This window comes from Kitasatospora sp. NBC_00039 (genome assembly GCF_045160625.1).
Lineage (GTDB): Bacteria > Actinomycetota > Actinomycetes > Streptomycetales > Streptomycetaceae > Kitasatospora.
The window spans coordinates 7,548,730-7,572,580 of the sequence record NZ_CP108289.1; the positions used below are offsets into that span (position 1 = coordinate 7,548,730).

A 23,851-nucleotide genomic window follows, 5' to 3' on the forward strand; every position below is an offset into this window, starting at 1 on the left:
TGCCGAACGGCGCCGCGAACCGCGCGGTGAGCCGAGAGGTCGATGGCACAGGAGCCGATGACACACCGACGAGACGCCGGCCCGCCGGGGTCCACTGCCGACGCGACGTCAGAGCCCCGGGCCGGCAACACCTGGGACTCGGCGCTGTCGTCCGAGGAGTTCGCGGCGATCAAGGGTGCCGGGTTCGATCCGGTCGGGCAGGTACTCGGCACGGCCGTCTTCAACATCGGGTACACCGGCCTCTGGGGCTGCCCCGGCGCGTGGTCGGTCACCGACGGTGCGAAGGCGCCGTCCTCGGCGTGGGCGTCGTCCTACTCGTTGTTGGTGAGGACGATGTACGCGGCGCGCAGGCTGGCGCTGTCCCGCGCGGTCGCCGAGTGCCGCGCGCTCGGCGGCGACGGGATCGTCGGGGTCGAGCTGCGGGTCGAGGAGTTCCCGGCGGGGGGTCTGGAGTTCACCGCGTTGGGCACCGCCGTCCGGGCCCGCTCGCGGATCCGGCCGCGCCTGCCCTTCACCTCGCACCTGAGCGGCCAGGACTTCGCCAAGCTCGTACACACCGGATGGGTTCCCACCGGCCTCGCCTTCGGCATCGCCATCGCGATTCGGCACGACGACTGGCGCACCTCCCGCCGGGTCCGCTGGACCGCCGGGAACCAGGAGGTCGACGGCTACACCCAGCTGATCAACCACGTCCGCCACGACGCCCGGAACCAGCTGGCCCTCGATGCGGCGAAGCACGGCGGCGACGGTGTGGTGCTGGACGACGTGCAGTTGACGGTGAGCGAGAGCGAGTGCCCCTCGTTCGGGTACTCAGGCGACTTCACCGCGGAGGCGGTCCTCGTCGGCACTTCCATCGCCCGGTTCGGCCGCTCCAGGCGGCCCGCCGGGCCCAGGCCACTGACCATCATGAGACTGGAGCGCGAGCACTGACATGACCGAACGAACGGGGCAGGAACCGGCCGGGGAACCCGCGCAGCCGGCTGCGGAGGGCGTGCCCGAGGACGCGATGCGGCGGCTTGCGCAGCTCCAGCCGGGGGAGAAGGGCTCGCTCTTCACGTCGGACCTGACGGTGAACGAGTTCCTGCTGGTGCGCGAGGCCGGCTTCCGCCCGCTCGGCCTGGTCCTCGGCTCCTCGGTCTACCACGTCGGCATCCAGCTCGGCCGGTGGACGAAGAACCAGGAGCTGACCAAGCTGTCACAGGCCATGTACCACGCGCGCGAGCTGGCGATGAGCCGGATGGAGGCGGAGGCGAGCGCTCTGGGGGCGGACGGGATCGTGGGGGTGCGGCTGGACATCGAGTTCAAGGAGTTCGGCTCGGACATCGCCGAGTTCATCGCGGTCGGCACGGCGGTGAAGGCGGACGGTGCGGACCCGGGAGCGGGCGGGACCTGGCTCAACAACAAGGGCAAGCCGTTCACCTCGGACCTCTCCGGCCAGGATTTCTGGACACTGATCCGCGCCGGATACGCACCCCTGGACATGGTCATGGGGTCGTGCGTCTACCACGTGGCGCACCAGCGCCTCGGCCAGGCGCTGAGCACCACGGGCCGCAACGTCGAGATCGAGCCGTTCACCCAGGCGCTCTACGACGCACGCGAGCTGGCGATGAGCCGCATGCAGGCGGAGGGGAAGGCCCTGGACGCCGAGGGGATCGTGGCGGTCCAGCTGCGGCAGCACTCGCATACCTGGGGGTCGCACACCACCGAGTTCTTCGCCATCGGGACGGCGGTGCGCCCGCTTCGCGACGACCACGTCATCGACCGACCGACCATGGTGCTGAGCCTCGATGCCTGAGATGGAAGTCGAGCTGCTGGCCGCGGCGCTGCGCCAGGACAGCACGGACCTGAACCTCTACGCCACAGTGCTGTCAGCGAACTTGGCGGACTCGCTGCCGCCCGGCGCCGTGCGGGTCAAGCGCAGGCGTTCCGTCACGGAACGGGTGGCCGGGCGCGAGGGTTCGGTCACCGAGCTGGACGTCGCGCTCGGGGAGCAGCGGCTCTCGCTGCGGCTGGATCGGGGCCGGGTGGCCGGGGAGATCTGCCACGAGGTGCGGGGCATCGTGCTGTCGCGGCGCCAAGTCGGCCTGGACGAGTGGATCGGTGCCCTGGCCCAGTCCCTGGCCGACGCTGCGGCGTCGAATGCCCGTGCCCGCGAGGCCATCGAGCGCTTCCTGGCCTGACCGTCGCCGACCGCCGAATGCGCGCGATTGGTCCCGCTCGGCGCGGTCCACGTGCAAACGCTGTATGACGGAAATGACTCGTGCATCCCGATGCAGGACCCCAACACTCCGGACTACCAGTCTGGAGTGACCCCCGGTGTCGACCGCCACCCTTACCCGTGTCCAGCGGAATTCGTCCCCCTCTCCGGAGGACATGACTACTGGCAGCCTGCCCGGCACCGAGGGCACCGTCTTTACCAGGACGCTGCGAGGCGTCCGAGCAATCCGGTTGTCCGTGCTCACCGACGAGACGACCAGCCCCGAGCGACTGCGCGAAGCCGACGACATCGTTGCCGCGGCGCTCGGGATCGACTTCGGCGAGGGTGACCAACTCCGCGAAGCCGTCGACCTTGACGTGTCGGCGAGCAAGACCGGCCCCTTTGACCGCCCGCAGCTCGGCCGGTGGGTGAGCAACCCGGACAGCTTCGACGCCCTTGTGTGGTGGCGGTTCGACCGCGCTATCCGGTCCATGGCCCACATGCACGAACTCGCCAAGTGGGCGCGAGAGCACCGAAAGGTATTGGTCTTCGCCGAGGGCATCGGCGGTGGCCGGCTGGTCTTCGACTTCCGCAACCCCATGGACTCCATGGCCGAGTTGCAGATGCTCATGTTGGCATTCGCCGCACAAGTCGAGTCACAGTCCATCAGCGACCGCGTAACCGGCGCCATGGCCGCCATGCGCAAGATGCCGCTTCGCTGGCGCGGCGGGGGCCGTCCGCCGTACGGCTACATGCCCGCCCCGATGCCCAAGGAACACGGCGGGGTCGGCTGGACCCTGGTACCGGACCCCGATGCGGTCGGGGTCATTGAGCGCATCGTCCGTGAGTTGCTGGACAAGCGCACCGTCTCGGCCGTCGCTGCCGGACTCAACGCCGATGGTGTGCTGAGCCCGCGGGACTACTGGGCCGACAAGATGGGCCGGGAGCGCGGCGGCAAGACGGGCGGGGCCAAGGGACAGCACGTCGTCCGGGACACCTTCAAGTGGACCCCGAGTGTCATTACCAGGCTGCTGCGGAGTGAGACGCTGCTCGGCTGGAAGCTGCACCGGGGCAAGCCGGTCCGGGACGCCGAGGGCAACCCGATCACGGCGACGCGACAGCCGATCATGACCCGCGAGGAGTTCGACCGGATCGGGGCGCTGCTGGACTCCCGCAGCATCAACAACGGGGACCGGCACGACACTGACGCGCTGCTACTGCGCGTGATCCACTGCGACGCGTGCGGCGGGCGCATGTACCTCAACAAGCAAGAGGGCAAGACGCCGACGTACAAGTGCAACAGCCATGCCCGGGGCGACCTGTGCGAGCTGCCCGCCAGCGTGCGCGGTGACTGGGTGGACGACTTCGTGTCCGCCGAGTTCCTGCGCCTGGTCGGTGCCATCCCGACGACGCACGTTGTCGAGATACCCGGGTACGACCCCGAGCCCGAACTCAACTCCACCGTGGCGGAGTTCCGGGAGCACCAGCAGCAGAAGGGGCGCCAGAAGTCCCGGCACGCTGCCGCCGAGTGGCAGGCGCACGCCGATGCACTGGACGCCCGGATTGCCGATCTGGAGACCAGGGCGGGGCCTTTCTGCATTTACGGAGATCGATCCGGCGTCAACGCAAAGCGCAGGCGCTCACCGTACTCAGCGCGGGGCCGCCGGGAGGTGAGCAGCCGAACGCTTGGCCGCATCACGCGCGCGGAATCCGAAGCTGATGAGGATCACGCGCTCTCCGGCGCCGAGGGGAGTCCTTCCGTGCGGGGTGATCGCCCCATCGAATACAACGCACTCGCCGGCTGCGAGATCGCACGCACGGTAGCCGTCAGCGCCGATGAAGACGGTAGTGCTCACAGTGGGAGCTGCGGCGGGATGCTCGTGCTTGAGACACAGGATCAGATTGGCCTCACCGAACCCGAACTCGTCCACGTGGAAGTCGAGGAACTGTCCCTCCTCCAGATAGGCGATATAGACGCCGTTGTGCGGCTGCTCCACCTCTAGGCCGGTGGACTCCGCGATGACTGCGGCGAGATCTACTTGCCCGGCGAAGCGGTTCGCGGCGTCGCCCACGGCCGCGTTCCACTTGCCGTTGTGGAGGTATCCGTTGGCGGTCAGGGCCTCTTCGGCCTCCTGTGCCATAGCGGTGATCAACTCGACCGGGAACGGCTGGTCGCGCAGGTGGCGCGGGTGTACTCGCTGATGCGCGGTCAGCCCGCGCGCGGCGCTCCGGATGGCCGGGAAGTCTTCTGCCCACCGGTCCGGAGTCCGGGCCGTGGTGTTGGACTGGAGCCACGAAGTCCACTGCCCGCTCCACCGGCGGGGCCCGGCGTTGTCCGCCCCCGGCGCTGCGGCTTGCTCGATCAGCAGTTCCACCCGCGAGAGTGCTGCCTGTGTGGACCCGATCAGCTCCGTGTCCCCCTTGACGATCCGCAGTCGCAGCGCTTCCCGGAGGTGGGCCTCGGCGCCCACGAGGTCACCGCGCTCCATCAGATACTTGCCGGTGTGCTGGAGCGCGAAGTCCGCCAGTTCCGGGTGTCGGCTCCGCGCGGTGCCCAGGGCGCTGCGGTAGAGCGCATCCGCGGTCCGCATGTCACCGGCGTAGCGGTGGGCGTCGCCGAGGTTGAGCCCGGTGGCGACGACCGCTCGGGTGTTGCCGCTCGCTGCGGCCAAGTCGAGCGACTGCCGCAGGAACGAAAGGGCCTCCTCGTGGTGGCCCAAGCACATCTGACCGACGCCGATCCATCTGGTCAGGACCCGGGCGCGAGCTGGGTCGGCCCCTTCGGGCAAGGCCCTTAGATCTTCGTGGAGTTGGCCAATCGCAGTCGTCAACTTGCCCCGGTCGGTCGGGATCATCCGCAGGCCGGCGTCTTGTGTGATGAGGTGCTGGAGCACCGGACCCTCCTCGTTCGGTTCTGCTCAGGGTGGCACTACAGCTGGTCGGTCTGCTGGCGCAGGTCGGCCAGCAGCTCCACTCCGTGCGGGGTGAAGTTTTCACTCAGGAGTTCGAGTTCGCGCATGAGGTAGCGGACGGCGGGAAGGCCCTCGTCGTAGGCGGCCTCGAAGCATGCGCGCTCGTTGGCGGTCAGGTCGTCGCGGTCCAGCTCGGTGCGGCGGAACCTCAGCAACTGGTTGTAGACACCGGTCGCGTGGAAGGCCCGGTCCACCTCCCAGAACTGGTTGCGCGCGACGCCCTGACCCGCTCGCCACTTGATCTCGATCTTCGGGGACTCCTTGGACGAGTACCCGTCGGCGAAGACCTGGTGCTGAAGGACGTGGAAGCTGATCGACTGGTGCGTTCCCTCGTGGAGCAGGTTCTCCGCCAGGAAGCGGGGAGACGGCTCCGGGCTGACCGTGTTCGGCGGGATGTGGTGTCGGGCCTTGTCGGAGAACACGACGATGTACGGGAGCGCCGGGTCACTGGAACTGGTCAGCGAAGAAGCGCGGACTCCGGGCTTGAGCCCGACCCACAGCAGCCCACGAACGAACTCGCGCACGCGGGCGAATCCCTCGGGGTGGACCAGCGACAGGCGGTCCAGCGCCTCGGACAGTGCTGCACGGCGGTCATCGGTGTGCTCGGCGATCTCGTAGTTCGTCAGGTTGATCTCGTTGGCGATCTCGCCGGGAAGCTGGGCGTCGAACCAGTCGAAGGCCACTCCGGCCACGGTCACGTTCTCGCTGCGCAGGGAACGGGCGTGCTGCGCGTAGGGGATGCCGGACTTGATGAGGCGTTCCATCAAGGCGAACGGCAGAGCGCTCTCCGCGCCCTCCTCGCGCAGGCGGAGCAGTTCCGGGTCCTTCCGGCCGAGGTCGAAGAAGGAGCCAGCCGGGACGCTGGTGGCGATGGTGGTGTTCACTGCGGACTCTCCTTGCTTGGGACTGTGTGGCGATGCCGCGCGGCGGGCCGACCCGGGTGGTCATCCGAGCCGACCCGCCATGCCGTCAACTACTCGGCATCAGTTCGGAGTTGCTGTCAGACCTCGGTGGCCACGGGCGCGAAGTCGCCGTCCGGGACCGAGTGGTCCAGCCGCCGCGTCAGGGACTCGACGCCCACCGGCGCGAAGTCGCCGTCCGGCACCGAGTGGTCCAGGCGCCGCGTCAGGTTGCTGACCTGGGTGCTGTCGGACATGGTTGTGCTCCCTCCATGGGTACTGCTGCGGGTTGGTGCACCTCCCCGAGGTTCGGGGAGGAATCTGCGAACCGCTGGCGGGCTCACCGCGTGGCTTGCGGCAGGTGTCGCGATTGCCGTGCCAGTCGGGCGGGAACCCCTGGCCTGTCGGTGCAATCAGTGAACAGCCAGTCACGCTCCGGCGGTACGGTGTGAGCACACCGATCCCGTTCAACCCGTTCAAGATCGCAATTAGGGGCGACAGTTGACGGACACTAAGGCACCAAACCAGGCACTGGCCCGTGCCATCGCGGAGTCCGGATGCACGTACCAGGCACTGGCGACGACAGTGCGCGCAGTCGCTTCCGAAGCGGGGGAGCACTTGGCCACGGCTCCATCAGCCATCGCCCACTGGGTAGCCGGCGGCACCCCCACGGGGCGCACCCCGCTGTACCTCGCCGAGGCCCTTACCCGGAAGACGCGCCGCAAGGTGACCGTGGCAGAGATCGGGCTAGGGTCGGAGGCGATCGGGGAGGCTATGGGCGCCGACCCGCTGGCCACCGCCGCCGACCTCGGGAGAGCCGTGATGCAGTCCCGCCGTGACTTCCTCGCCAGTGCGTTCGCCACTGCCGCTGTGGCACTGCCGCTGACCTACGATCACCAGGCGGTCGCCGCCACCCTGCGAGCGGGAAGGACCGGCGGCCGGGTGGGCGTCGGCGAGGTGGCCACCGTCCGGCACATCACCAGCGTGTTCACTGCCGCTGACGAGCGTCTTGGCGGTGGGCACGGGCTGAGTGCGGTGACCACCTACCTGACTGACACGGTGGTGCCGATGCTCCAGGCCGTGTATCCCTCCGAGGCGATTCGCCGGGACGCCTACGGCGTGGCGGCCGAACTGTCGTACCTCGCCGCGTGGAAGTACCACGACCTGGGCCGGGAGGGCGCCGCGCAGCGGTACTACCTTCTCGGCTACCAACTCGCCTGCGAGAGCGATCCGACAGGACACGGAGCCTGGATGATGCGTGCCCTCGCCCATCAGGCTCTCAACCTCAAGCAACCGGAGTTCTGCGTCGAACTGGCGGAGGAGTCCCTACGGCGGGCACGTGGGAAGGTGGACCCGCAGACCGAGGCCCTGTTGCTGATCACGAGCGCCAGGGCGTACGGAGCTGTGGGGAGCGGACAGAAGGCCGCAGCGGCGCTACTGGCGGCCGAGGACGCCATGCTTGACACCACGGCTCCGCCAGCGTCTTTTACGGCCGCCACCGGGCCGGTAGCGGCAACCGTCGCCTCTCACACCGCCAAGACCCTGGCCGAGCTGAAAGACCACCAGGCGGCCGAACGCCACCACCGCGCCGCCCTCGCCGGTCGTGACCCCGAGGCGTTCCGGCGCATTCACGCCCTGACACTCGGGAACCTGGCCCGGTCGGTCGCTGCCCAGCGCCGCCACGACGAGGCTGTGGGGATTTGGGGTCAATCCCTGGATTTCATGGACGGAGTCGTCTCGGACCGGCACAAGAAGGACCTTCACAAAGTCCGTACCACAATGACTAGTTGGGCCCGACGCGGCATCCCCGGCGCCGCAGACCTGGGGCAGCGCGCTGCGGAACTCGTCCGAGCCTGACCGGCACCTATCCGGCCCCGTCCTACTGGTGAACTCCGGTGGGCGGGGTCTGCTGGTCTCCGGGGGTCTGGTTGGTGCGGTCCGCCACGAACGTGCCGCGCTGCGGAAGGGTCCGGACCCACCCTTGGGTGCGCAGGTACTCGACAGCGTGGCGGGCTGTATTCCGGGCAACGCCGTATGCCTGGATCAACGTAGCCTCGGACGGCACCCGGGCGCCGATCCGCAGTTCCCCGGACTGAATGGCCCGGATGATGTCCGCCGCAATCTGCTGATACGGGTGCGCCTCGGCGTCCGGGTCAATGGGGGTCACGTCCATAGCCAAAAGCGTAGGACGCCCCGAATGACCTCGCGCGTTTCGCTACGACCATGAACGTACCTAGACGTACCTATAGGAGTTGGGTACGGTCGAAATCCGCACCACCAACCAAAGAGCCCCGGGACTGTGCGACCAGTCACCGGGGCCGCCGAACAGCTTTCGAGGAGCTGCCGACATGCGTCACCTTATCGCTCGTGCCCTACGGGCCGCCCTGCGCCTGGTCCTGCCGGCTCGGGGCCAGCACCGCGCCGTCCCAGCCGAGCCGGAGCCCGCCGCCCTGGCGGTCACCTCCGACCCCGCCCAGAGCGCGCCGGAGCCCGCTGACGAAGAGTTGGAGTGGGGACCGCTGTTCCGCCCATACGTCGACCCCGCCGCGTGGCGGGCCGAGCTTGACGAGATGCAGCGCCAGTACGAGCGGCGCGAGGCCCTGCGGGCGGTCGCCGAGGGACAGCCCGATCCTGGCTACACCTACCCGGGTGCGCAGTGCCTCGCCGGGGCGGTGGCGTGATGGCTCGGGCGTTCATCAGGCGACTTCCGGACGGCACCCGCCGGGGCAATACGAAGGGCCTGCGGCAGTGCGAGCGCGACGGGTGGCAGATCCTCGCCGGAGCCTGCTACACGGTCCGCCACGCCCCCCGTACGCCGAACGACTGCCGACCGTGGACCGACGGGCTTTCCCGGTTCTGGTCGCGTGACTGCTGGGCCGTGCCGCACCACCGCGCGCAGTAGAACCCCCTCGCCCCGTCCGGAACCCATCCGGGCGGGGCACTCTCGGCCCTGCCGTAGAACCGCTAGTTCCGTGTCTCCGGAGACATCGAGGGAAACGAGTTCTGTATCGACTGAGCATTCTCCGAGCGGCGGGCGAGGTCGTGCAGCCGGGCGATGCCGGGCACGGCCGTTCAACGAGGTCGCCTTGCGGATGGAAGTCACGAAGGGTCTTCCAGGTCTTCATCCGCGCGAGGACGTGCTTGACGCGGGCCCGGCCGTGCTTGTGCGCGCGGTCGTGCCCGGCCTGCCATCGGGCGAGCTGACCGCCCGTCGGCATGCGGTGCGGGCCGACCAGGCCGGCCCCGGGGTAGCCGCCGTCGGCGACAAAGAGCCGGGATCTCCTCTCCGGCGGCACGGGTGAGTCAAGGCTCGCGGCCGCCGGGCGCGTCGATCTCTCAGCTGTGCTGCCCCCGGGCGTCCGGGTTTCCGCGTCCGGCCGCCCCGGCGGTGAGCCGGGGCGGCCGGAGAATGCGTGTGCTGCCGGGTTGTCAGTCCGCCAGGTGCGGTGAGCCGTACTGGTGGCGGAAAGAAATGCCTGCGTGTCAGCAGGTGGTGAGGCCGTCGATCATCGGCTTGTTCGCGAAGCTGAAGACGAACAGATCCTTGGTCACGCCGGGAGCGAGAGTCAGGCAGCCATAGGGGTTGTAGTTGTTGACGCTGTCGTAGATGAGCTTGAAGCTCTGGGTCGTCGAACAACCATTGGTCACCTTGGCCCTCGCGTAGTCGAGCCAGTAGTCGGCGTTGACGTACGTGACGCAGCTCGGCACGGCCTGGGTCGTCGCCGGGGCCGAGGCCTGTGCAGTCCCCTGCACCGCGGCGATCAGGGCTATTGCGCCCAGCGCCGGAGCGGCGATCTTGACGAGCTTGTTCAAGAGTCTCTCCTTGTGTGTCGTGCTCTCGGGGGAATGGCGGCGCGCCACTCCCGGAAGGAATTCGCCCGGTCGGTCGGAAGGCGAATGCGTGGGCGAACTCGTTTGATGACCTTACGGTCGCGGGTCGGCGGCGCCGGGGAGCAGGCTGGGAGAATGGCATGATTCTGCAAAGCCCGATGAAAAGAGTGTGCGTGCGAGGCAGGGCCCTCTATCATCGCGCCTCCGAAATCCGGAAACTCCCATGTGAAACCGGAATGCAGCGAACCGCTCGGAGGAATTGCCCAGGTTGGACTCGCCTCGTCGCAGGTGCCGGCCGGTCTCGACCCCTGGGGTGTGGCATCGGGGTGCGGTGGACGCATGGGGGGTGGGTTGGTCGTCTCGGCGCAACAGCGTCGGAGGCGGGTCGGCTGGAGGCCGCTGAGCGGGCCGGGCGGGGGGCGACAGCGCGACCGCGGAGAGCCTCGCCGGCTCGCGGGCGTCCGGCAGCTGCCGGAGCATGTGGTCAGCGTCCCGGCACCCGGGGCCCGGCTCGGCCGGGGCCTCGCCCGGGTCGCCCGTCGCCCGATGTCCGCACTCCGCGGCGGGTGCCGTCCAGGCCTTCACCCGAACGGAGCAGCGTCCGCGCCAAGGCGGACGGTGCGGGAGTTGGCCCGTGGAGGCGTCCGCCCGAGGAGGCGGCCTCTCCGGCCGGACTCGCCGGGCGCGTACTCCAACCCGGCAGCCACCCCGACAGAGCAGCAGGGAGTCACCATGTCGATGCTGTTGATCAAGGGCTCGTTCCACGTCTCCGCCAAGGCCAAGCCGGACGGCGACACCATCGCGTTCGTCCCCGACTACGTGGGGGAGTGGAAGCTCGTCCACGGGAACGAGCTCAAACCCGGCCCCGACGGCCACGTCAACGTCCGGCTGGAGGCCATCGACGCCCTGGAGACCCACTACCCGGGCGCCAACAAGCACGACGAGCACCAGCCACCGGCGTTCGCCCACGCCGCCGCCGACGAGCTGCTCGACTGGCTCGGGTTCGTGGACATCCAGCGCCACGCCGACGAGACCGTCAGCGTCACGCCCGACCAGGTGCCCGGCTACATCCTCACCCGCGGCACCGACAGCCTCGGCCGCTGTGTGGCGCTGGTGGGCCGGGGCCGCACGCCGGGCGCCAGCGGCTACGAGATCAACGTGGACGACAAGCTGCTGGCGAGGACCGCCAACTACCACCTGCTGGCGAAGGGGTTGGCGTACCCGACCTTCTACAAGGGCTTCCCCGGTGATCTGCGCCGCATCCTGAAGGACCTCGTCCTCCAGGTGCGCGCCGCCGCGCCCCCCGCCGACGGCCTCTGGTCGCAGGACGTGACGGTCAAGGGCGCGAAAGTCGCCGACATGAACTCGATCACCACGGACGCGGTGATCCTCCCCAAGCTCTTCCGCCGGCTCAAGGACTACCTGGACCTCGGCAACAACGCGCTGGACTGCCTCCCCGCGTTCCTGGCCGGGGCCAACGACGTCTTCACGCTCCCCGACGGCACGGAGTGCTCAGGCCTGCACCGCGTTCTCGAAATCACCGACGGGCAGACCCTGCGCCTGACCCACCCCGCGGAGGATCTGATCTTCGACGAGAAGTGAGCCGTGAGGTCCGGCCCGTGCTCGCCCGGCGGCGCCCTCGGGACGCACCGGTTCACGAGCAGGACGGGGCGGGCCCCGACGGGGAAGTGCACCCGACCCGACGGGCGGCGGCTCCGCCGGCCCCGCGACGGCCACCCGCGCTCAGTTGCTGAGCCGTCCGTAGCCGCTGAGCCGTCCGTAGCCGCTGAGCCGTCCGGCGCCCGTTGAGCCCCGTCCGGAGCCGCCGGAGTACCCGCCGCCTTTGACCGCTCCCGCCGTTGACCGCCCCCGCCGTTGACCGCCCCCGCCGTTGAAACCCCGCCCGCTTCCGCCCGCCCCGACGCGTCACGGCTTGTGCAGGTAGGCGCGGACGGCGCGGACGCGGCGGGTTGCTGTCGTCGTCATCGCGGAGGCCGAGTTTGACGAACATCGAGGTGGTGTACGTGCTGATGGCGCTCTCGCTCAGGAAGAGCCGCCGGCCGATGGCCTGGTTGCACAGTCCTTCGGCCATGAGGCCGAGCACGGAGTGTCCGCGCGGCGTGAGCCGTTGGAGCCGCCGGTTGGAGGGCCCGGCGGAGAGCAGGGTGGTGATGACGGCCGGGTCCATCGCGGTCCCTCCGGCGGCGACGCGCTCCAGCGCACCGATGAACTGATCGCCGTCGAACACGCTCTTCTTGAGGAAGCAGCCGACGCCGCCGGAGCCGTCGGCCAACAGCTCACGGGCAGTTCGGCGATCCCGAAGTACAGCGCGGACTCGATCGGCGGGTCCGGGAGGAGTCGGGGGCCGGCGCTGACGGCCACTTCGAGCGGGTTTTCAAGGGCCGGCGAGCGTTCGGCGTCGACGAGCCCCCGCTCGGTCAGCACCGGCGGGTTGATGCCCCTGACCAGCTCGCGGAGCTCGGCGAGTGAGGTCGCGGCGCCGGTTCGTGCCTCCCGCATCAGCGCCCTGGCCCCGGTCGGGGTCGGTCTCCATCAGCTTCTCCGTGGGTCGTCAGGGAGAGCCCGAGCGCGACCAGGCGGGCCTGTGCCCCGTCGTGCAGGTCCCGCTCGATCCGGCGGATCTCGGCGGCCTGCGCGACCGTGGCGTCGGCTCGCCGGGCGGTGAGTTCGCCCACCGTGAGCTGACGAACAGTGAGTATCCGAGCGCTCGGCCGACCGGTCGGGCGCTGCCCGCGGCCGCGGATGGCGGTGCCGTTGAGGTGCCGTCACCAGGCCGTAGTGGAGGTCCCGTTGATGTCGTCGCGCACGGGTGCCAGACTCGGCGCCCATGAGAGCTTCCGTGCCCGAACCGAGCCGTCAGCTGTCCGATCCGCAGGAACTGCTGCTCGGCTACCTGGACTTCCTCCGCTCGGCCGTCACCGCCAAGATCGAGGGCATGCCCGAGGAGGAGCAGCGTTCCAGCCGGCTGCCCTCGGGCTGGAGCCCGCTGGAACTGCTCAAGCATCTCGTGTTCATGGAACGGCGGTGGCTGCGCTGGATCTTCGAGGGTGAGCCCGTGCCGGAACCGCACGGGGACAAGGACGAGTCCGGGCGCTGGCACGTCGGCCCGGACGAGACCGCCGGGGAGCTGATCGCGGCCCTGCACGCCGGGGGCGAGCGGACCCGCGCCATCGTCACGGGCGCGGCCCTGGCGGCGGAGAGTGCCGAGGGCGGCCGGTTCTCCGCAGGAGATCAGGAGGTCAGGCCGTCACTCGGCTGGATCCTCTTCCACGTAATGCAGGAGTACGCGCGGCACGCTGGGCACCTCGACATCGCCCGGGAGCTCGCCGACGGTGTGGTCGGACAGTAGCCCGCCGCGATGTGACGCGACGCGCCTCGACGCCGGTGGCCGGCGGCGCCGAGGCGCCCGCCACCGTGGCCAGGCCGCCGCGCCACAGTCGCGCAAAGCCGCCGCGCCGCAGTGCAGGGGTGGTGGCGGCGTCAGGCGGCGGCCGGGAGGCCGTACCGGACGTCCGTCAGCTCCTCCGACAACTCCCAGAGCCGGCGCCCGGTCTCGGGGTCGGCGGCCGAGGGCGACAGTCGCACCCGGGCGGGCCCGCCGCGCAGCTCGGCGAAGCCGTCCGGGCCGATGAACTCGCCGCCCCGGACACCCGGTTCGGTCGCCGCGTAGAGCTGCGGCAGGGCGCCCCGGGCGGGGGTCTGGGCGAGCGGGCGGGCGAGGTGGCCGAAGAGCAGCCGGTACAGGGCGGTCGGTGCGCCGGTCACGATGTTGGTGGCGGCGTAGCCGGGGTGGGCGAGCAGGCTGCGCACGGGGCTGCCCGCGGCGGTGAGCCGGAGGTGCAACTGACGGCCGAAGACGGCGTTGGCCAGCTTGGACTGGTTGTAGAAGGCCATCGGCGCGTACCCGTGCCGGCCGTCGAGGTCGTCGAACCGGATCCGCCCGCGCCGGTGGTTGATCGAGCTCACCGTGACCACCCGCGGGTCGCGTCCCCCGGCCAGCAGGTCGAGCAGCAGGCCGGTGAGGGCGAAGTGGCCGAGGTGGTGCGCGGCGAACTGGAGCTCGTGCCCCTGGGCGCTCAGCGTCCGCGGCGGGGCCATCACGCCGGCGTTGTTGACCAGCACGTCCAGCCGGTCGTGGTCGGCGTGGAGGCCGTGGGCGAAGGTGCGGACGGAGTCGAGGTCGGCCAGGTCGAGCCGGCGCACCTCCAGCCGGGCGGCCGGCTGCTCGACGGTCAGCTCCGCGACCGCCCGGCGCCCCTTCTCCTCGTCGCGGACGGCGAGGACCACGTGGGCGCCCCTGCGGGCCAGGGCCCGGGTGGTGGCGAGGCCGAGGCCGCTGTTGGCCCCGGTGACGACGACGACCCGCCCGGTCTGATCCGGGATCCGCTCGGCGGTCCAGCGCTGATGCTCTGTCATGCGACACATGCTGTCCTCCGTGTCACTCAGTGTCAAGGTGCCCCCGAGTGTCACGCAAGGCATCGCGATACCATGACGCGGTGACCACCCGCCCAGAACTGTCCATGGCCGAGCGAAAGCGGCGGCTCGTCTCCGGCGAGCTGGCCGAGGCCGCGCTGCAACTGCTGGCGGAGAACGGGTTCGACGCCGTCACCATCGACGAGATCGCGGGCGCCGCCGGCGTCTCGAAGCGGACGTTCTTCCGGTACTTCGCCTCCAAGGAGGACGTGGTCGTCCAGGTCCTGGCCGACCTGGGCCCCGAGATGCGCGCCGTGCTGGCCGCCCGGCCGGGCGGGGAGCGGCCCTCCGTCGCGCTGCGGCACGCCGTCTGGGTCTCGCTCGCGGCCTGCGCCGCACGCTCGAACGGTGCCGGCCGCGACGGCCACTCCGGTCACACCGGCCACACCCACCGCGACGGCCAGTCCGGTCGCACCGGCCACACCCACCGCGACGACCAGTCCGGTCACGACGGCCGGGCGCTGCGCGTGGTGCAGCTGATCCTCCGCACGCCCGCCCTGCTGGGGCGGTTCCTGGAACGCCAGGTGCAGTGGCGCGACGAGCTGGCGGCGGAGCTGGCGCACCGCCACGGTCTCGACCCCGTCACCGCGATGTACCCGCGGCTCGCCGCCGGGATGGCGCTGGCCGCGTTCGACACAGCGCTGCGCCGCTGGAGCGAGAGCGACGGTGCCGAGGACCCGGCCGTACTGCTCGACGAGGCGTTCGCCGTCGTCGCCCCGGCGCTCGACACCGTCGGGGCTCCCCGGGCATGACGGAGTCCGCCCCGCCGGCACGGCCGGGGCGGACTCGGGTCACGACCGGGGTCAGGCGTCCGGGATCCACGAGCCGTGGATCATCGCCGGTACCCGGCGCGGCAGGTGGACGGTGGCGACCGGCGGCACGGAGAGGTCGGAGGCGTCGAGCACCAGCAGCCTGGACGCGTCGGCGTTGAGGTCGCTGACGACGGTCAGCAGGTAGCCGGCGTCCTCGTCCGACGCGCCCTGGGCCGGGACGAAGACGGCCTCGCTCGGCAGTTGGCCGTTCCCGACCGGCAGCTGCTGCCGGGCGCCCGTGCGGCGGTCGTACTTCACCAGCGTGTGGTTGCCGATGCCGCGGTCGTCCGGGAAGGAGAGCGCGTACTGGTACCGGTGTTCGCGGCCGGTGTACGCGTCGTTGATGGTCGGGAACTCGACGGTCAGGTCGTCGGTCCGCTCCTCCCGGACGGTGCCCGACGCCGGGTCGACCGTCCAGCGGCGGCCATGGGCACCGGAGTTGGGCTCGGCGCCGCGGTCGGGGGCGCCGACCCACCAGTTCCAGGAGCGCTGCCAGCCGTCCCGGCCCACCGCCGGGCCCTCGACGACGATCCGGCCGGCGGCGTCCTCGTAGGCGTTGGCGAGGTGCATCGCGTAGCCCTGGCCGATCTCGTACCAGCGGACCTCGGCCGCGCCGCCGGCGCCCCGCGGCATGATCCCGATCCGGGAGGCCTGCGCGTCGCTCCAGCCGTAGGGGATGCCCGAGTGGTCGGAGAGGTCGAGGGTGACGGAGCCCTCCAGGAAGACCACGTACTGCTCGGTGATCGCGAAGTCGTGCTTGAGCGCCGCGCTCGCCCCCGGGACCTCCTGGCTGGTCAGCTCGGTGCCGTCGGGGGAGGAGACGTGGTGGATCAGGTAGGGCGGGAAGGGCGAGGAGGCGAAGAAGTGCAGCTCGCCGGTGGCAGGGTCCTCCTTGGGGTGGGCGGTCATGGCCGAGGTGAGCTTGCCGTTCCAGTCGAAGGCGCCGACCGTCTCCAGCTCGGGTGTCAGCTCGAAGGGGAGGTTCGCCTCGCAGAGGGCGAGCAGCCGTCCGCCGTGCTCGATGACGTGCGTGCCGGCGGTGGAGGCGGTCAGGTCGGAGCCGTGTTCGGTCATGTAGGGGGCGCCGTCCAGGGCCGGGGTGTGGACCCAGCGGTTGCGGTACCACTCGGCGCGGCCCTCGCGCAGCCGGATGCCGTGCACCATGCCGCTGCCCTTGAACCAGTGGGTGGGGGTGATGCCGGGCTTGGGGTTGTGGCTGTTGCGGATCAGCCGGCCGGTCAGTTCGGGCGGCAGGGTGCCCTCGACGGTGAGCCCGGTGGCGGTGATCTCGTCGGCGACGGGGGTGTAGTGGCCGGTCAGGTAGGGGGGCTTGGTGGCGGTCATGGCGTGTTCCCTAAGAATGGTTGGCGGTTCGGGCGAAGCGGTGCCGGGTGGTGGTTCAGCGGCCGGCCGGCGTGGTGGCCGGGCCGGTGGCACCGGTGAGGGCGGCGTCGGCGACGGCGGTGGTGCGGCGTGCCAGGTAGGGCGTCAGTGCGGTTGCGGCGGCGAGGACGAGGGCGGAGGCCAGGAAGGCGGTCCGGTACCCCTCGGTGAGCGCCTCCGGACGGGGGTGGTGGGCGGCGAACCGTGCGGTCGCCGAGGCGGCGAGGCTGCCGAGGACGGCCAGGCCGATCGCGCCGCCGAGCTGGCGGCTGGTGTTGACCAGGCCGCCGGCCAGCCCCGCGTCTGCGGCCGGGACGCCGGTGACGGCGGCGGCGGTGAGCTGGACGAACGCGATGCCCAGGCCGAGGCCGGCCAGCAGGGTGGGGCCGAGCAGGTCGGCGGCGAAGGTGCCGTCGGCGGAGATGCGGGAGAGCCAGAGCAGTCCGCCGGCCAGGACGAGGAGTCCGGTGGCGAGGGCGGCGGCCGGGCCGGTCCGGGCGGCGAGCCGCGGGGCGAGGGCCGAGCCGGCCATGTTGGCGGCGGCCAGGGGGAGTTGGGAGAGGCCGGCGACCAGCGGACCGGCACCGAGCACCTGTTGCTGGTAGAGGGGCAGGAAGAAGAACAGCCCGACCCAGACCGAACCGAGCAGCGCCATCACCAGGTTGGCGGGTGCCACCGGTCCGGCGGCGAAGAGGCGGGCCGGCAGCAGGGGGTGGGGGTGGCGCCGCTCCCGCAGCAGGAAGCAGGCGAGCAGGACGGCGGCGGCCGTGAACGAGCCCAGTGCCATGGGGGAGGTCCACCCGCTTCGCCCGGCGGCCGTGAAGCCGTGGACGAGGGCGGTCAGGCCGAGCGCGGCGGTGACGGTACCCCCGATGTCCAGCCGGCCCCCCGCGGCGGGCGCACCGGCGTCGGGGACGAGGAGGACGGCGCCGCCGAGGACCAGCGCCGCCCCGGCCGCCGAGGCGTGGAAGACCCACGGCCACCCGAGGCTCTCGGTGAGCACTCCGCCCAGCAGCACCCCGGCCGCGCCGCCGGCGCCGGAGACGGCTCCCCACACGCCGAGGGCCCTGCCCCGCCCGGGCCCCGGCGGGTGGAGCTGCATGACCAGGGCGAGCGCCGCCGGGGCGACGGCCGCCGCCCCGGCCCCCTGGAGGGTGCGGGCGGTGATCAGCAGCCAGGGTGCGGTGGCCAGTCCGGCGACCAGGGCCGCGGCGGAGAAGAGGGTGAGGCCGGCGAGCAGGACGCGGCGGCGGCCGAACAGGTCGGCGGCCCGTCCGCCGGGCAGGAGCAGGGCTCCGAAGGCGAGTCCGTAGGCGTTGACCACCCAGGACATGCCGGCGTCGGAGAGGCCGATGCCGTCGCGGACGGCCGGGAGGGCGACGTTGACGATCGAGGTGCTGAGGACGACGGCGAACTGCGCCCCGGCCAGTACCGCGAGTGCGGCGCCCGGCCGTACGGCCCGTCCCTTGCTGCTTCCGTTCACCACTGTACTCCTATGTGTGGTTGACCACTCACTCATGGGGCCGAAAAGAGGGCGGGCCACACGGGGTCGCGGCCCGGTCCCGCCGGGAGGGCGGTACCTGCTAGTAGTGCGTGATGCCCGCCGTCAGGGTGCGCGTCCAGGGCGCGTCGACCTCCTCGGCGCCCATCGACACCAGCAGGTGGCAGAGCATGCCGGTGGCGAAGAACTCCTGGATCTGTCGCTCGTCGCCCCCGGAGGCACCCCGCACGTACTCGACCAGTCGGGCGTACCCGGCCCGCACCGCCTCCCGGATCGCGGGCTCGGAGACCGCGGCGGCCTGGGCGTGCAGTTGGACGAGCATGAGGTCGTTGTCGCTGATCAGCTTGGCGTAGGCGTCGCCCATGGCGTGCAGGACGGCCTCCGGCGTGCTGCCGGCGGCCTGCGCCGCGCCGCCCTCGAGGCTCCCCCGGACCTGGGTGAAGCAGTGCTCGACGACGGCGACGAACAGGGACTCCTTGTTGGGGAAGAGCCGGTAGACGTAGGCCTGCGAGATGCCGGCGGCCCGGCCGACCTCGGTGGTCGTGGTGCCGAAGTACCCCCGCGAGGCGAAGGTGCCGATCGCGGTGCGGAGCACCGTCTCGCGGCGCTCTTCGGCTGTGGACAGCTGGCGGGGGCGTTCGTTCTTCATGTGAGTACTCAATCACTCACACTTTCTCGTGTCAACGCCCCGTCAGCCGCGCGCCCGGACGGCCGCGCCTCATCGGCCGTGCGCCCCGTCAGTCGCGCGCCCGGGCGGCGCCGCCGCGGCCGGGTGCCGAATCCCGCCCCGGACCGCCCACCGGGCCGGCCGCCCGCTCGACCTGCCGCCGCCACCCTCCTGCCTCGCCCACGCGGCCGCCGAACGCGCGTGACCGGCCGGGCCGGAGGCACGGGACGCGCTCGCCTACCGGCGCGACCGGCCGGCCGACGCCCCCGCCCTCGAACTGCCGCCGGAGCGGCCCCGGCCCGCCCACCCGGGCAGCGCCGGCGCCCGCCGGGCCGGACGGACAGGATGCCTACGTACGAGCCCCCGCCGTGGCGGCACCCTCGCCACCACCGGGTTCTTCGTGACGGAAGCCGGAAACCCGGCGCTGCGGCAGGCCTGAGGGACCGTAAACTACACCGCTGTCGAACAGTCGCCTTGCCGGCGTGCGGGGCAGTCGTTCGGGTGACATAGTGTCCGCTGACCGGTAGGACGCCGTGTCAGTTCGCGGTACGGGCGGGGCCGGACGGGGTGAACCGGAGGCGAAGCCATGCCGCCTCACCCATCGAACGAAAGGGACGGGATCCCGTGCGGTCCGAGAACGCCCCGGCCACCTCCACACCCGTGGCCGCCAGTCAGTCATTGACGCTGGCAGGCATGCTCTTCGCGGTCTCGATGACCTTCATCGACCAGACCATCGTCTCCATCGCCGCGCCCGACATCATCCACGAACTCGGCCTCTCCTCGGCCGGCATGCAGTGGGTGGTCAACGCCTACCTGCTGGCGCTGGCGGCGTTCTTCGCCCTCGGCGGGCGTCTGGCCGACGTGCTCGGCCACAAGCGGATGGCGATCGTCGGCACGCTGACCTTCGTCGTCGCCTCGGCCCTGTGCGGGGCGGTGCCGACCGGAGGCGCGGCGCAGACCTGGCTGATCGCCTTCCGGGCGCTCCAGGGCGTCGGCGCGGCGCTGATGTTCCCGGCCGCGCTGGCCGTGGTGGTGGAGGTCTTCCCGGTGCAGCGGCGCGGCCGCGCGCTGGCGCTCTTCTTCGGTGTGGCCGGCGGCCTCACCGCGGTCGGCCCGATCCTCGGTGGCTTTCTGACCAGCTGGACCTGGCGGGCGATCTTCTGGGTCAACGTGCCGATGGCCCTCATCGCGATCGTCCTGACGCTGATGGCGAAGATCCGCAACACGCCGCGCCGGGAGCCGATCGACTGGGCGGGCGCCGCACTGGTGGCGGTCGGCATGGCCCTGAGCGTGCTCGGCCTCCAGCAGGCCGCGACCTGGGGCTGGGACAGCGCGGCCACCTGGCTCTGCATCGTCGGCGGCTTCGCGGTGCTGGTCCTGTTCGTCCTGTTCGAGCTGCGTACCCGGGACCCGCTGATCAAGCTGCGGGTCTTCGCCGACCGCGCCTTCGCGGCCGACAACGCGGTGCTGTTCTTCGCGATGATCGCCTTCGTCCCGGTGTTCTTCTTCGCGTCGGTCTACTCGCAGGTGGCGCTCGGCCAGTCGGCCAACGACGCGGGCCTCTACCTGCTGGTGTTCTTCGCCGGCTTCGCCCCCGGCTCGCAGATCGGCGGCCGGCTCCTCGACCGGGTCGGCGCCCGCCCGCCGATGCTGGTGGGCACCGCGCTCGCCGCCGTCGGCTTCGCGCTCTGGGCCGGCAAGATCACGGACCTCTCGCTGGGCGCCCAGTGGCCCTACATCGTGATGTCCGGCGCCGGCATCGGCCTGCTGCTGACGCCCGCCTCGACGGACGCCGTCAACCGGGCGATCGGCGCCTCGTACGGCGAGGTCACCGGCATCACCCAGACCGTGCGCAACTACTCGGCGAGCCTGGGCCTGGCCGTGCTGGGCACCGTCCTGCTGCACAGCACCACCGCCAACGTCCAGGACGCCCTGCGGGCGCACGGCGTGCCGGCGGAGGTCGCGCACAGCACCGCCGAGGAGATCACCAAGAGCATCACCGGCCACGGTGAGGGCGGCCAGGGCGCGTCCGGGGCCTCCGCGGAGATGATCGACGCCGTCCGCGGGGCCTTCGCCGAGGCCAACGGCCCCGTGCTGTACGGCATGGCGGCGGCGCTCGGGGTCGCGTTCCTGTGCGCGCTGATGCACCCCGGCACGCGGGTGACCGCGGAGACGGCGCCGGCCGCCGAGCCGGTGGCCGAGCGGGGCGTCTGAACCCCGCGGCCGTGGGTGCCCGGACAGCGGGCCACCGCGCCCGGGCCCCACGGCGGTAACGCCGGCATCGTCCGATGCCGGCGGTGTGACACGGCGGCCGGTCTCCCCGAGACCGGCCGCCGTCGCGGTTCTCACTGCCGGGCCAGGCCGGCGACGTGGTCGGCGATCAGGTCGAGCATCTGCGCCGAGCCCTCGTCGCCGAGCACGAGCAGGTTCAGCGTCAGCCCGTCCGTCACCGCGGCCAGGTAGCGGGCCAGCACGTCGGTGGGGACGCGGAGTTCGAAGCCCGCGTCGCGGCGGAGCCGGTCCAGGAGTTCGGTGTAGGCGGCGGAGTACAGCTCGTACTGCCGCCGTGCCAGCTGCTCGAATCCGGGCCGGCGCAGCGCGTACTGGGTGAGTTCGTAGGTGAGCATGTGCTCGCCGGGGTTGGCGGCCACGTGGTCGCGGTAGGCCTGGAAGCCGGCCCGGACGGTCTCCCGCAGGGTGGCCCGGGGCCGGATCGCCTCCCGCACCACCGTGACGGAGTGGTCGGTGATCGTCGCGATGACGGACTCCAGCAGGGCCTGCTTGGAGTCGAAGCAGTAGTGGAAGACGCTCAGCGACACGCCCGCCTCGGCGGTGACCGAGCGGGTCGTGGTGGCGGCGACACCGTCGCGGGTCATCGCCCGGATCGCGGCTTCGGTGAGCTGCCGGCGCCGCTCGGCGGACGGCATCCGTGTCATGGGGGTTCCTCCCGGTCGCGGCCCCGGCCCCCGGCCGCCCCGGTCGCGAGGGACCGGGGGCCGCCGGGGGCCGGGAGACCCGTCAGGTGCTGTAGACGCCGACTTCGTGGAGCGAGTAGCCCCACTGGGTGCCGCGCTGCAGCCCGTGGACGCGGACGTACCGGGCCGGGACGCCCGTGAACCGTGCGGTGTCCAGGCCGCCGTCACCGGTGGTGGTGGACCAGACGGACTGCCAGGTGGTGCCGTCGGTGGAGACCTCGATGCGGTAGGCCTTTCCGTAGGCGCGCTCCCAGTCCAGGGTGACGCGCCCGACCAGGCTGGTGCCGCCGAGGTCGACCTGGAGCCACTGGTCGTCGCTCCAGTCGCTGGCCCAGCGGGTGCCCGGGTCGCCGTCCACGGCCCGGCCGGGTGCGTAGCTGGTGAACGGGTTCCACTCCGCGGAGGCGGCCGAGGCGGGCGAGCCCGCCGCCAGGTTCACCCCGGCCCGGTGGTGCTCGGAGGCCCCCCAGGTGGTGAGGTAGGACTCGGCGCCGCGGAAGAGGTCGTCCACCACGTCCTGGCCGCCGACCAGCCGGATGTCCTCCAGCCAGTCCGGGACGAGGCCGTAGTGCGCGGCGCCGTCGGTGTTGATGTCCCAGGTGCGGGAGCCGGTGGTCTGCCGGTCGATGACGGAGCCGCCGTCCACGCTGCGGAACGGGTACTTCACCGGGTTGGCGGTGTCCGCGCCGCGCGGGCCGGGCCAGCCGCCGACGCCGTTCATGTCGGTGCCGTAGCCGTAGCCCACGTGGTACTGGTCGCGCAGCGCGTCGGTGCGCTTCGCCTCCGTGCTGAACGCCTCGGCGCCGTTCATGTACTGGGCGACGAAGCCGCCGAGCTTGTAGACCCGCTCGGTCCAGTCGAGGTCCATCCAGCTGTGCGAGGAGATCACGCCCGGGTACGACTCGGATTCGAGAATGTCGAAGGAACGGTCGGCCGCCTTGACGCTCATGTGGTCGACCTCGAGCATCATCTTGCGTTTCATCATGCCGCGCACGGCGTACTCGCCGAGCTCGGTCAGCCCGCGGGTGTTGCACTGGGCGTCCGTGGCGTAGGACGGGACGGCGACGCCCGGGGGCAGTTGCTGCTGGGCGGCCGGCGCCGGGGCGAGGCCGATGGGGTGGTCGTGCTGCGGCCCGGCGCACTTCTCCGTCTGCCAGAAGGTGCCGGTCGACAGGAACTGGCCGACGTTGATCGCCGTACCGAGGGCGCCCTCGTCGAAGCGGACCCCGCACAGCGCGTTGTCGAACTTGTGGCAGAGGAACATGCTGCGCACGCCCAGTCCGTAGAGCTCGTCGAGGCCGCGGTCGATGTCGGCCCGGCTGCACTGCGGGACGTCCAGGATCTGCTTGCAGCCGAAGGGTTCGGAGGTCTCCACGCCCAGGACGACGGCCAGCTTGCCCTGCTTGACCACCTCGCGGGCCTGCGCGCTGTCGGTGACGATCCGGAACCAGCCCTTGCCCGGTCCGCCGTACATCGTGTCGATGTAGGCCTGCAGCTCGTACGTCTTCTGGGCCTGCAGGCGGATGGAGGTCATCTCGTCGCAGCTGCGGTCCTTGAAGAAGTACACCGAGCAGATCACCCCGTTGGTGACCAGGTCGTTGACGAGCACCCGCTGGCCGCCGCGCCAGGCCCGTTCGATCCAGGCGTAGTAGTTCTGCTGGTGGGTCAGCGAGTCGTGGGCGGGCCAGTCCGCGAAGGTCGGCCAGCCGACGGGGTCGTGCTTGCCGTCGCCGCCCTTGGTGATGAAGTCGAAGATGGCGAGCGAGCCATCAGGGTAGTGCTCCGGGCAGTCCTTGAGCGCGTCGGCGACCCCGGCGGGGGAGAAGGACTGCCCGCAGATGAGCCGGCCGCCGAAGGCCTCGTTGGCCATGATGTGGTCGTGCGCGTCGACGAAGCCGCGGACCTTCCCCTGGGCGTCGGTGCCCCTGAAGGGCTCGCCCGTGACGTTGATCTGCGAGTCGGGCGAGGGCCGTGCGGTCGGGTTCCACCAGCCTGCCTCGCTCGCCGCCCCGGGGGCCGGTGCGGCGAGCGCCACGGCGATCAGGGCGAGGAGCGAGGCCAGGAGGGTGACGAGTCTGAGCCTGCTGTGGGGGAGTTGAGTCATGGTCACCACTCGGGTC

The 23,851-nt window shown here is 71.3% G+C and carries 20 protein-coding genes and 4 pseudogenes; 11 read left to right on the top strand and 13 right to left on the bottom strand.

Annotated features, from left to right (window positions below; translation table 11 throughout):
• Positions 1-57 precede the first annotated feature (57 nt).
• From OG286_RS33590 to OG286_RS33610, 5 genes and pseudogenes are all read left to right on the top strand, one after another.
• Positions 58-930: a heavy metal-binding domain-containing protein gene (locus OG286_RS33590; RefSeq protein ID WP_396321077.1), complete on the top strand. Its 873-nt coding sequence runs from the start codon at positions 58-60 to the stop codon at positions 928-930.
• A gap of 1 nt (position 931) precedes the next feature.
• Positions 932-1,795, top strand: coding sequence for a heavy metal-binding domain-containing protein (locus OG286_RS33595; RefSeq protein WP_396321078.1), 864 nt, complete (start codon positions 932-934; stop codon positions 1,793-1,795).
• Positions 1,788-2,180 (top strand): hypothetical protein, encoded by a 393-nt coding sequence (locus OG286_RS33600; protein ID WP_396321079.1) that lies wholly within the window; start codon positions 1,788-1,790, stop codon positions 2,178-2,180. Before OG286_RS33595 ends, OG286_RS33600 begins: the two co-directional genes overlap by 8 nt.
• Positions 2,181-2,192: 12 nt before the next feature.
• Positions 2,193-2,279, top strand: a pseudogene (locus tag OG286_RS33605) (VOC family protein); the annotation flags it as partial.
• Positions 2,280-2,373: 94 nt separating this feature from the next.
• Positions 2,374-4,200: a recombinase family protein gene (locus tag OG286_RS33610; protein ID WP_396321080.1), complete on the top strand. Its 1,827-nt coding sequence runs from the start codon at positions 2,374-2,376 to the stop codon at positions 4,198-4,200.
• A gap of 486 nt (positions 4,201-4,686) precedes the next feature.
• Here OG286_RS33610 and OG286_RS33615 read toward each other — a convergent pair.
• The 3 genes and pseudogenes from OG286_RS33615 to OG286_RS33625 form a co-directional block, all read right to left on the bottom strand.
• Positions 4,687-5,052: pseudogene (locus OG286_RS33615) on the bottom strand (tetratricopeptide repeat protein); the annotation flags it as partial.
• Positions 5,053-5,126: 74 nt separating this feature from the next.
• On the bottom strand, positions 5,127-6,053 hold the full coding sequence (locus OG286_RS33620) for a hypothetical protein (RefSeq protein ID WP_405358920.1): 927 nt from the start codon (positions 6,051-6,053) through the stop codon (positions 5,127-5,129).
• 116 nt (positions 6,054-6,169) lie between these two features.
• Positions 6,170-6,325 carry a hypothetical protein gene (locus OG286_RS33625; protein WP_209414820.1) on the bottom strand — a complete coding sequence of 52 codons (156 nt, stop codon included), beginning with the start codon at positions 6,323-6,325 and terminating at the stop codon, positions 6,170-6,172.
• A gap of 244 nt (positions 6,326-6,569) precedes the next feature.
• Here OG286_RS33625 and OG286_RS33630 point away from each other — a divergent pair, with 244 nt between their 5' ends.
• Complete coding sequence (locus OG286_RS33630) at positions 6,570-7,925, top strand: tetratricopeptide repeat protein (RefSeq protein ID WP_396321081.1); 1,356 nt, start codon at positions 6,570-6,572, stop codon at positions 7,923-7,925.
• Between the two features lie 22 nt (positions 7,926-7,947).
• Here the strand turns inward: OG286_RS33630 and OG286_RS33635 are convergent, their stop codons facing one another.
• Positions 7,948-8,241, bottom strand: coding sequence for a winged helix-turn-helix domain-containing protein (locus OG286_RS33635; RefSeq protein WP_209414818.1), 294 nt, complete (start codon positions 8,239-8,241; stop codon positions 7,948-7,950).
• Between the two features lie 175 nt (positions 8,242-8,416).
• On the opposite strand from OG286_RS33635, the gene OG286_RS33640 reads away from it, so the two are divergent.
• Entirely contained in the window at positions 8,417-8,749 is a 333-nt protein-coding gene (locus OG286_RS33640; RefSeq protein WP_396321082.1) for a hypothetical protein, read from the top strand.
• A gap of 802 nt (positions 8,750-9,551) precedes the next feature.
• Here OG286_RS33640 and OG286_RS33645 read toward each other — a convergent pair.
• Positions 9,552-9,881 (bottom strand): hypothetical protein, encoded by a 330-nt coding sequence (locus tag OG286_RS33645; RefSeq protein ID WP_396321083.1) that lies wholly within the window; start codon positions 9,879-9,881, stop codon positions 9,552-9,554.
• A gap of 750 nt (positions 9,882-10,631) precedes the next feature.
• Between OG286_RS33645 and OG286_RS33650 the strand changes: the two genes are divergently transcribed.
• Positions 10,632-11,501: a nuclease gene (locus OG286_RS33650; protein WP_396321084.1), complete on the top strand. Its 870-nt coding sequence runs from the start codon at positions 10,632-10,634 to the stop codon at positions 11,499-11,501.
• Between the two features lie 324 nt (positions 11,502-11,825).
• Here OG286_RS33650 and OG286_RS33655 read toward each other — a convergent pair.
• Both OG286_RS33655 and OG286_RS33660 read right to left on the bottom strand, forming a co-directional pair.
• Positions 11,826-12,204, bottom strand: a pseudogene (locus tag OG286_RS33655) (response regulator transcription factor); the annotation flags it as partial.
• Positions 12,204-12,634, bottom strand: a pseudogene (locus OG286_RS33660) (sensor histidine kinase); the annotation flags it as partial. The pseudogenes OG286_RS33660 and OG286_RS33655, both read right to left, overlap by 1 nt.
• A gap of 113 nt (positions 12,635-12,747) precedes the next feature.
• On the opposite strand from OG286_RS33660, the gene OG286_RS33665 reads away from it, so the two are divergent.
• Positions 12,748-13,269 (top strand): DinB family protein, encoded by a 522-nt coding sequence (locus tag OG286_RS33665; RefSeq protein ID WP_396321086.1) that lies wholly within the window; start codon positions 12,748-12,750, stop codon positions 13,267-13,269.
• A gap of 131 nt (positions 13,270-13,400) precedes the next feature.
• On the opposite strand, the gene OG286_RS33670 is transcribed toward OG286_RS33665, so the two are convergent.
• Positions 13,401-14,336, bottom strand: a complete 936-nt coding sequence (locus tag OG286_RS33670; RefSeq protein ID WP_396321087.1) for an oxidoreductase — start codon at positions 14,334-14,336, stop codon at positions 13,401-13,403.
• Positions 14,337-14,440: 104 nt separating this feature from the next.
• On the opposite strand from OG286_RS33670, the gene OG286_RS33675 reads away from it, so the two are divergent.
• Entirely contained in the window at positions 14,441-15,145 is a 705-nt protein-coding gene (locus tag OG286_RS33675) for a TetR family transcriptional regulator (RefSeq protein ID WP_405363664.1), read from the top strand.
• Between the two features lie 51 nt (positions 15,146-15,196).
• On the opposite strand, the gene OG286_RS33680 is transcribed toward OG286_RS33675, so the two are convergent.
• From OG286_RS33680 to OG286_RS33690, 3 genes are all read right to left on the bottom strand, one after another.
• On the bottom strand, positions 15,197-16,549 hold the full coding sequence (locus OG286_RS33680; RefSeq protein ID WP_405365981.1) for a carotenoid oxygenase family protein: 1,353 nt from the start codon (positions 16,547-16,549) through the stop codon (positions 15,197-15,199).
• 55 nt (positions 16,550-16,604) lie between these two features.
• Positions 16,605-18,071 (bottom strand): MFS transporter, encoded by a 1,467-nt coding sequence (locus OG286_RS33685; protein WP_405358916.1) that lies wholly within the window; start codon positions 18,069-18,071, stop codon positions 16,605-16,607.
• 100 nt (positions 18,072-18,171) lie between these two features.
• Positions 18,172-18,738, bottom strand: a complete 567-nt coding sequence (locus tag OG286_RS33690; protein ID WP_396321090.1) for a TetR/AcrR family transcriptional regulator — start codon at positions 18,736-18,738, stop codon at positions 18,172-18,174.
• Between the two features lie 711 nt (positions 18,739-19,449).
• Between OG286_RS33690 and OG286_RS33695 the strand changes: the two genes are divergently transcribed.
• Positions 19,450-20,970: an MFS transporter gene (locus tag OG286_RS33695; RefSeq protein ID WP_396321091.1), complete on the top strand. Its 1,521-nt coding sequence runs from the start codon at positions 19,450-19,452 to the stop codon at positions 20,968-20,970.
• A gap of 131 nt (positions 20,971-21,101) precedes the next feature.
• Here the strand turns inward: OG286_RS33695 and OG286_RS33700 are convergent, their stop codons facing one another.
• Both OG286_RS33700 and OG286_RS33705 read right to left on the bottom strand, forming a co-directional pair.
• Positions 21,102-21,692, bottom strand: a complete 591-nt coding sequence (locus OG286_RS33700) for a TetR/AcrR family transcriptional regulator (RefSeq protein ID WP_396321092.1) — start codon at positions 21,690-21,692, stop codon at positions 21,102-21,104.
• 82 nt (positions 21,693-21,774) lie between these two features.
• Entirely contained in the window at positions 21,775-23,835 is a 2,061-nt protein-coding gene (locus OG286_RS33705; RefSeq protein WP_396321093.1) for a discoidin domain-containing protein, read from the bottom strand.
• Positions 23,836-23,851: the final 16 nt, after the last annotated feature.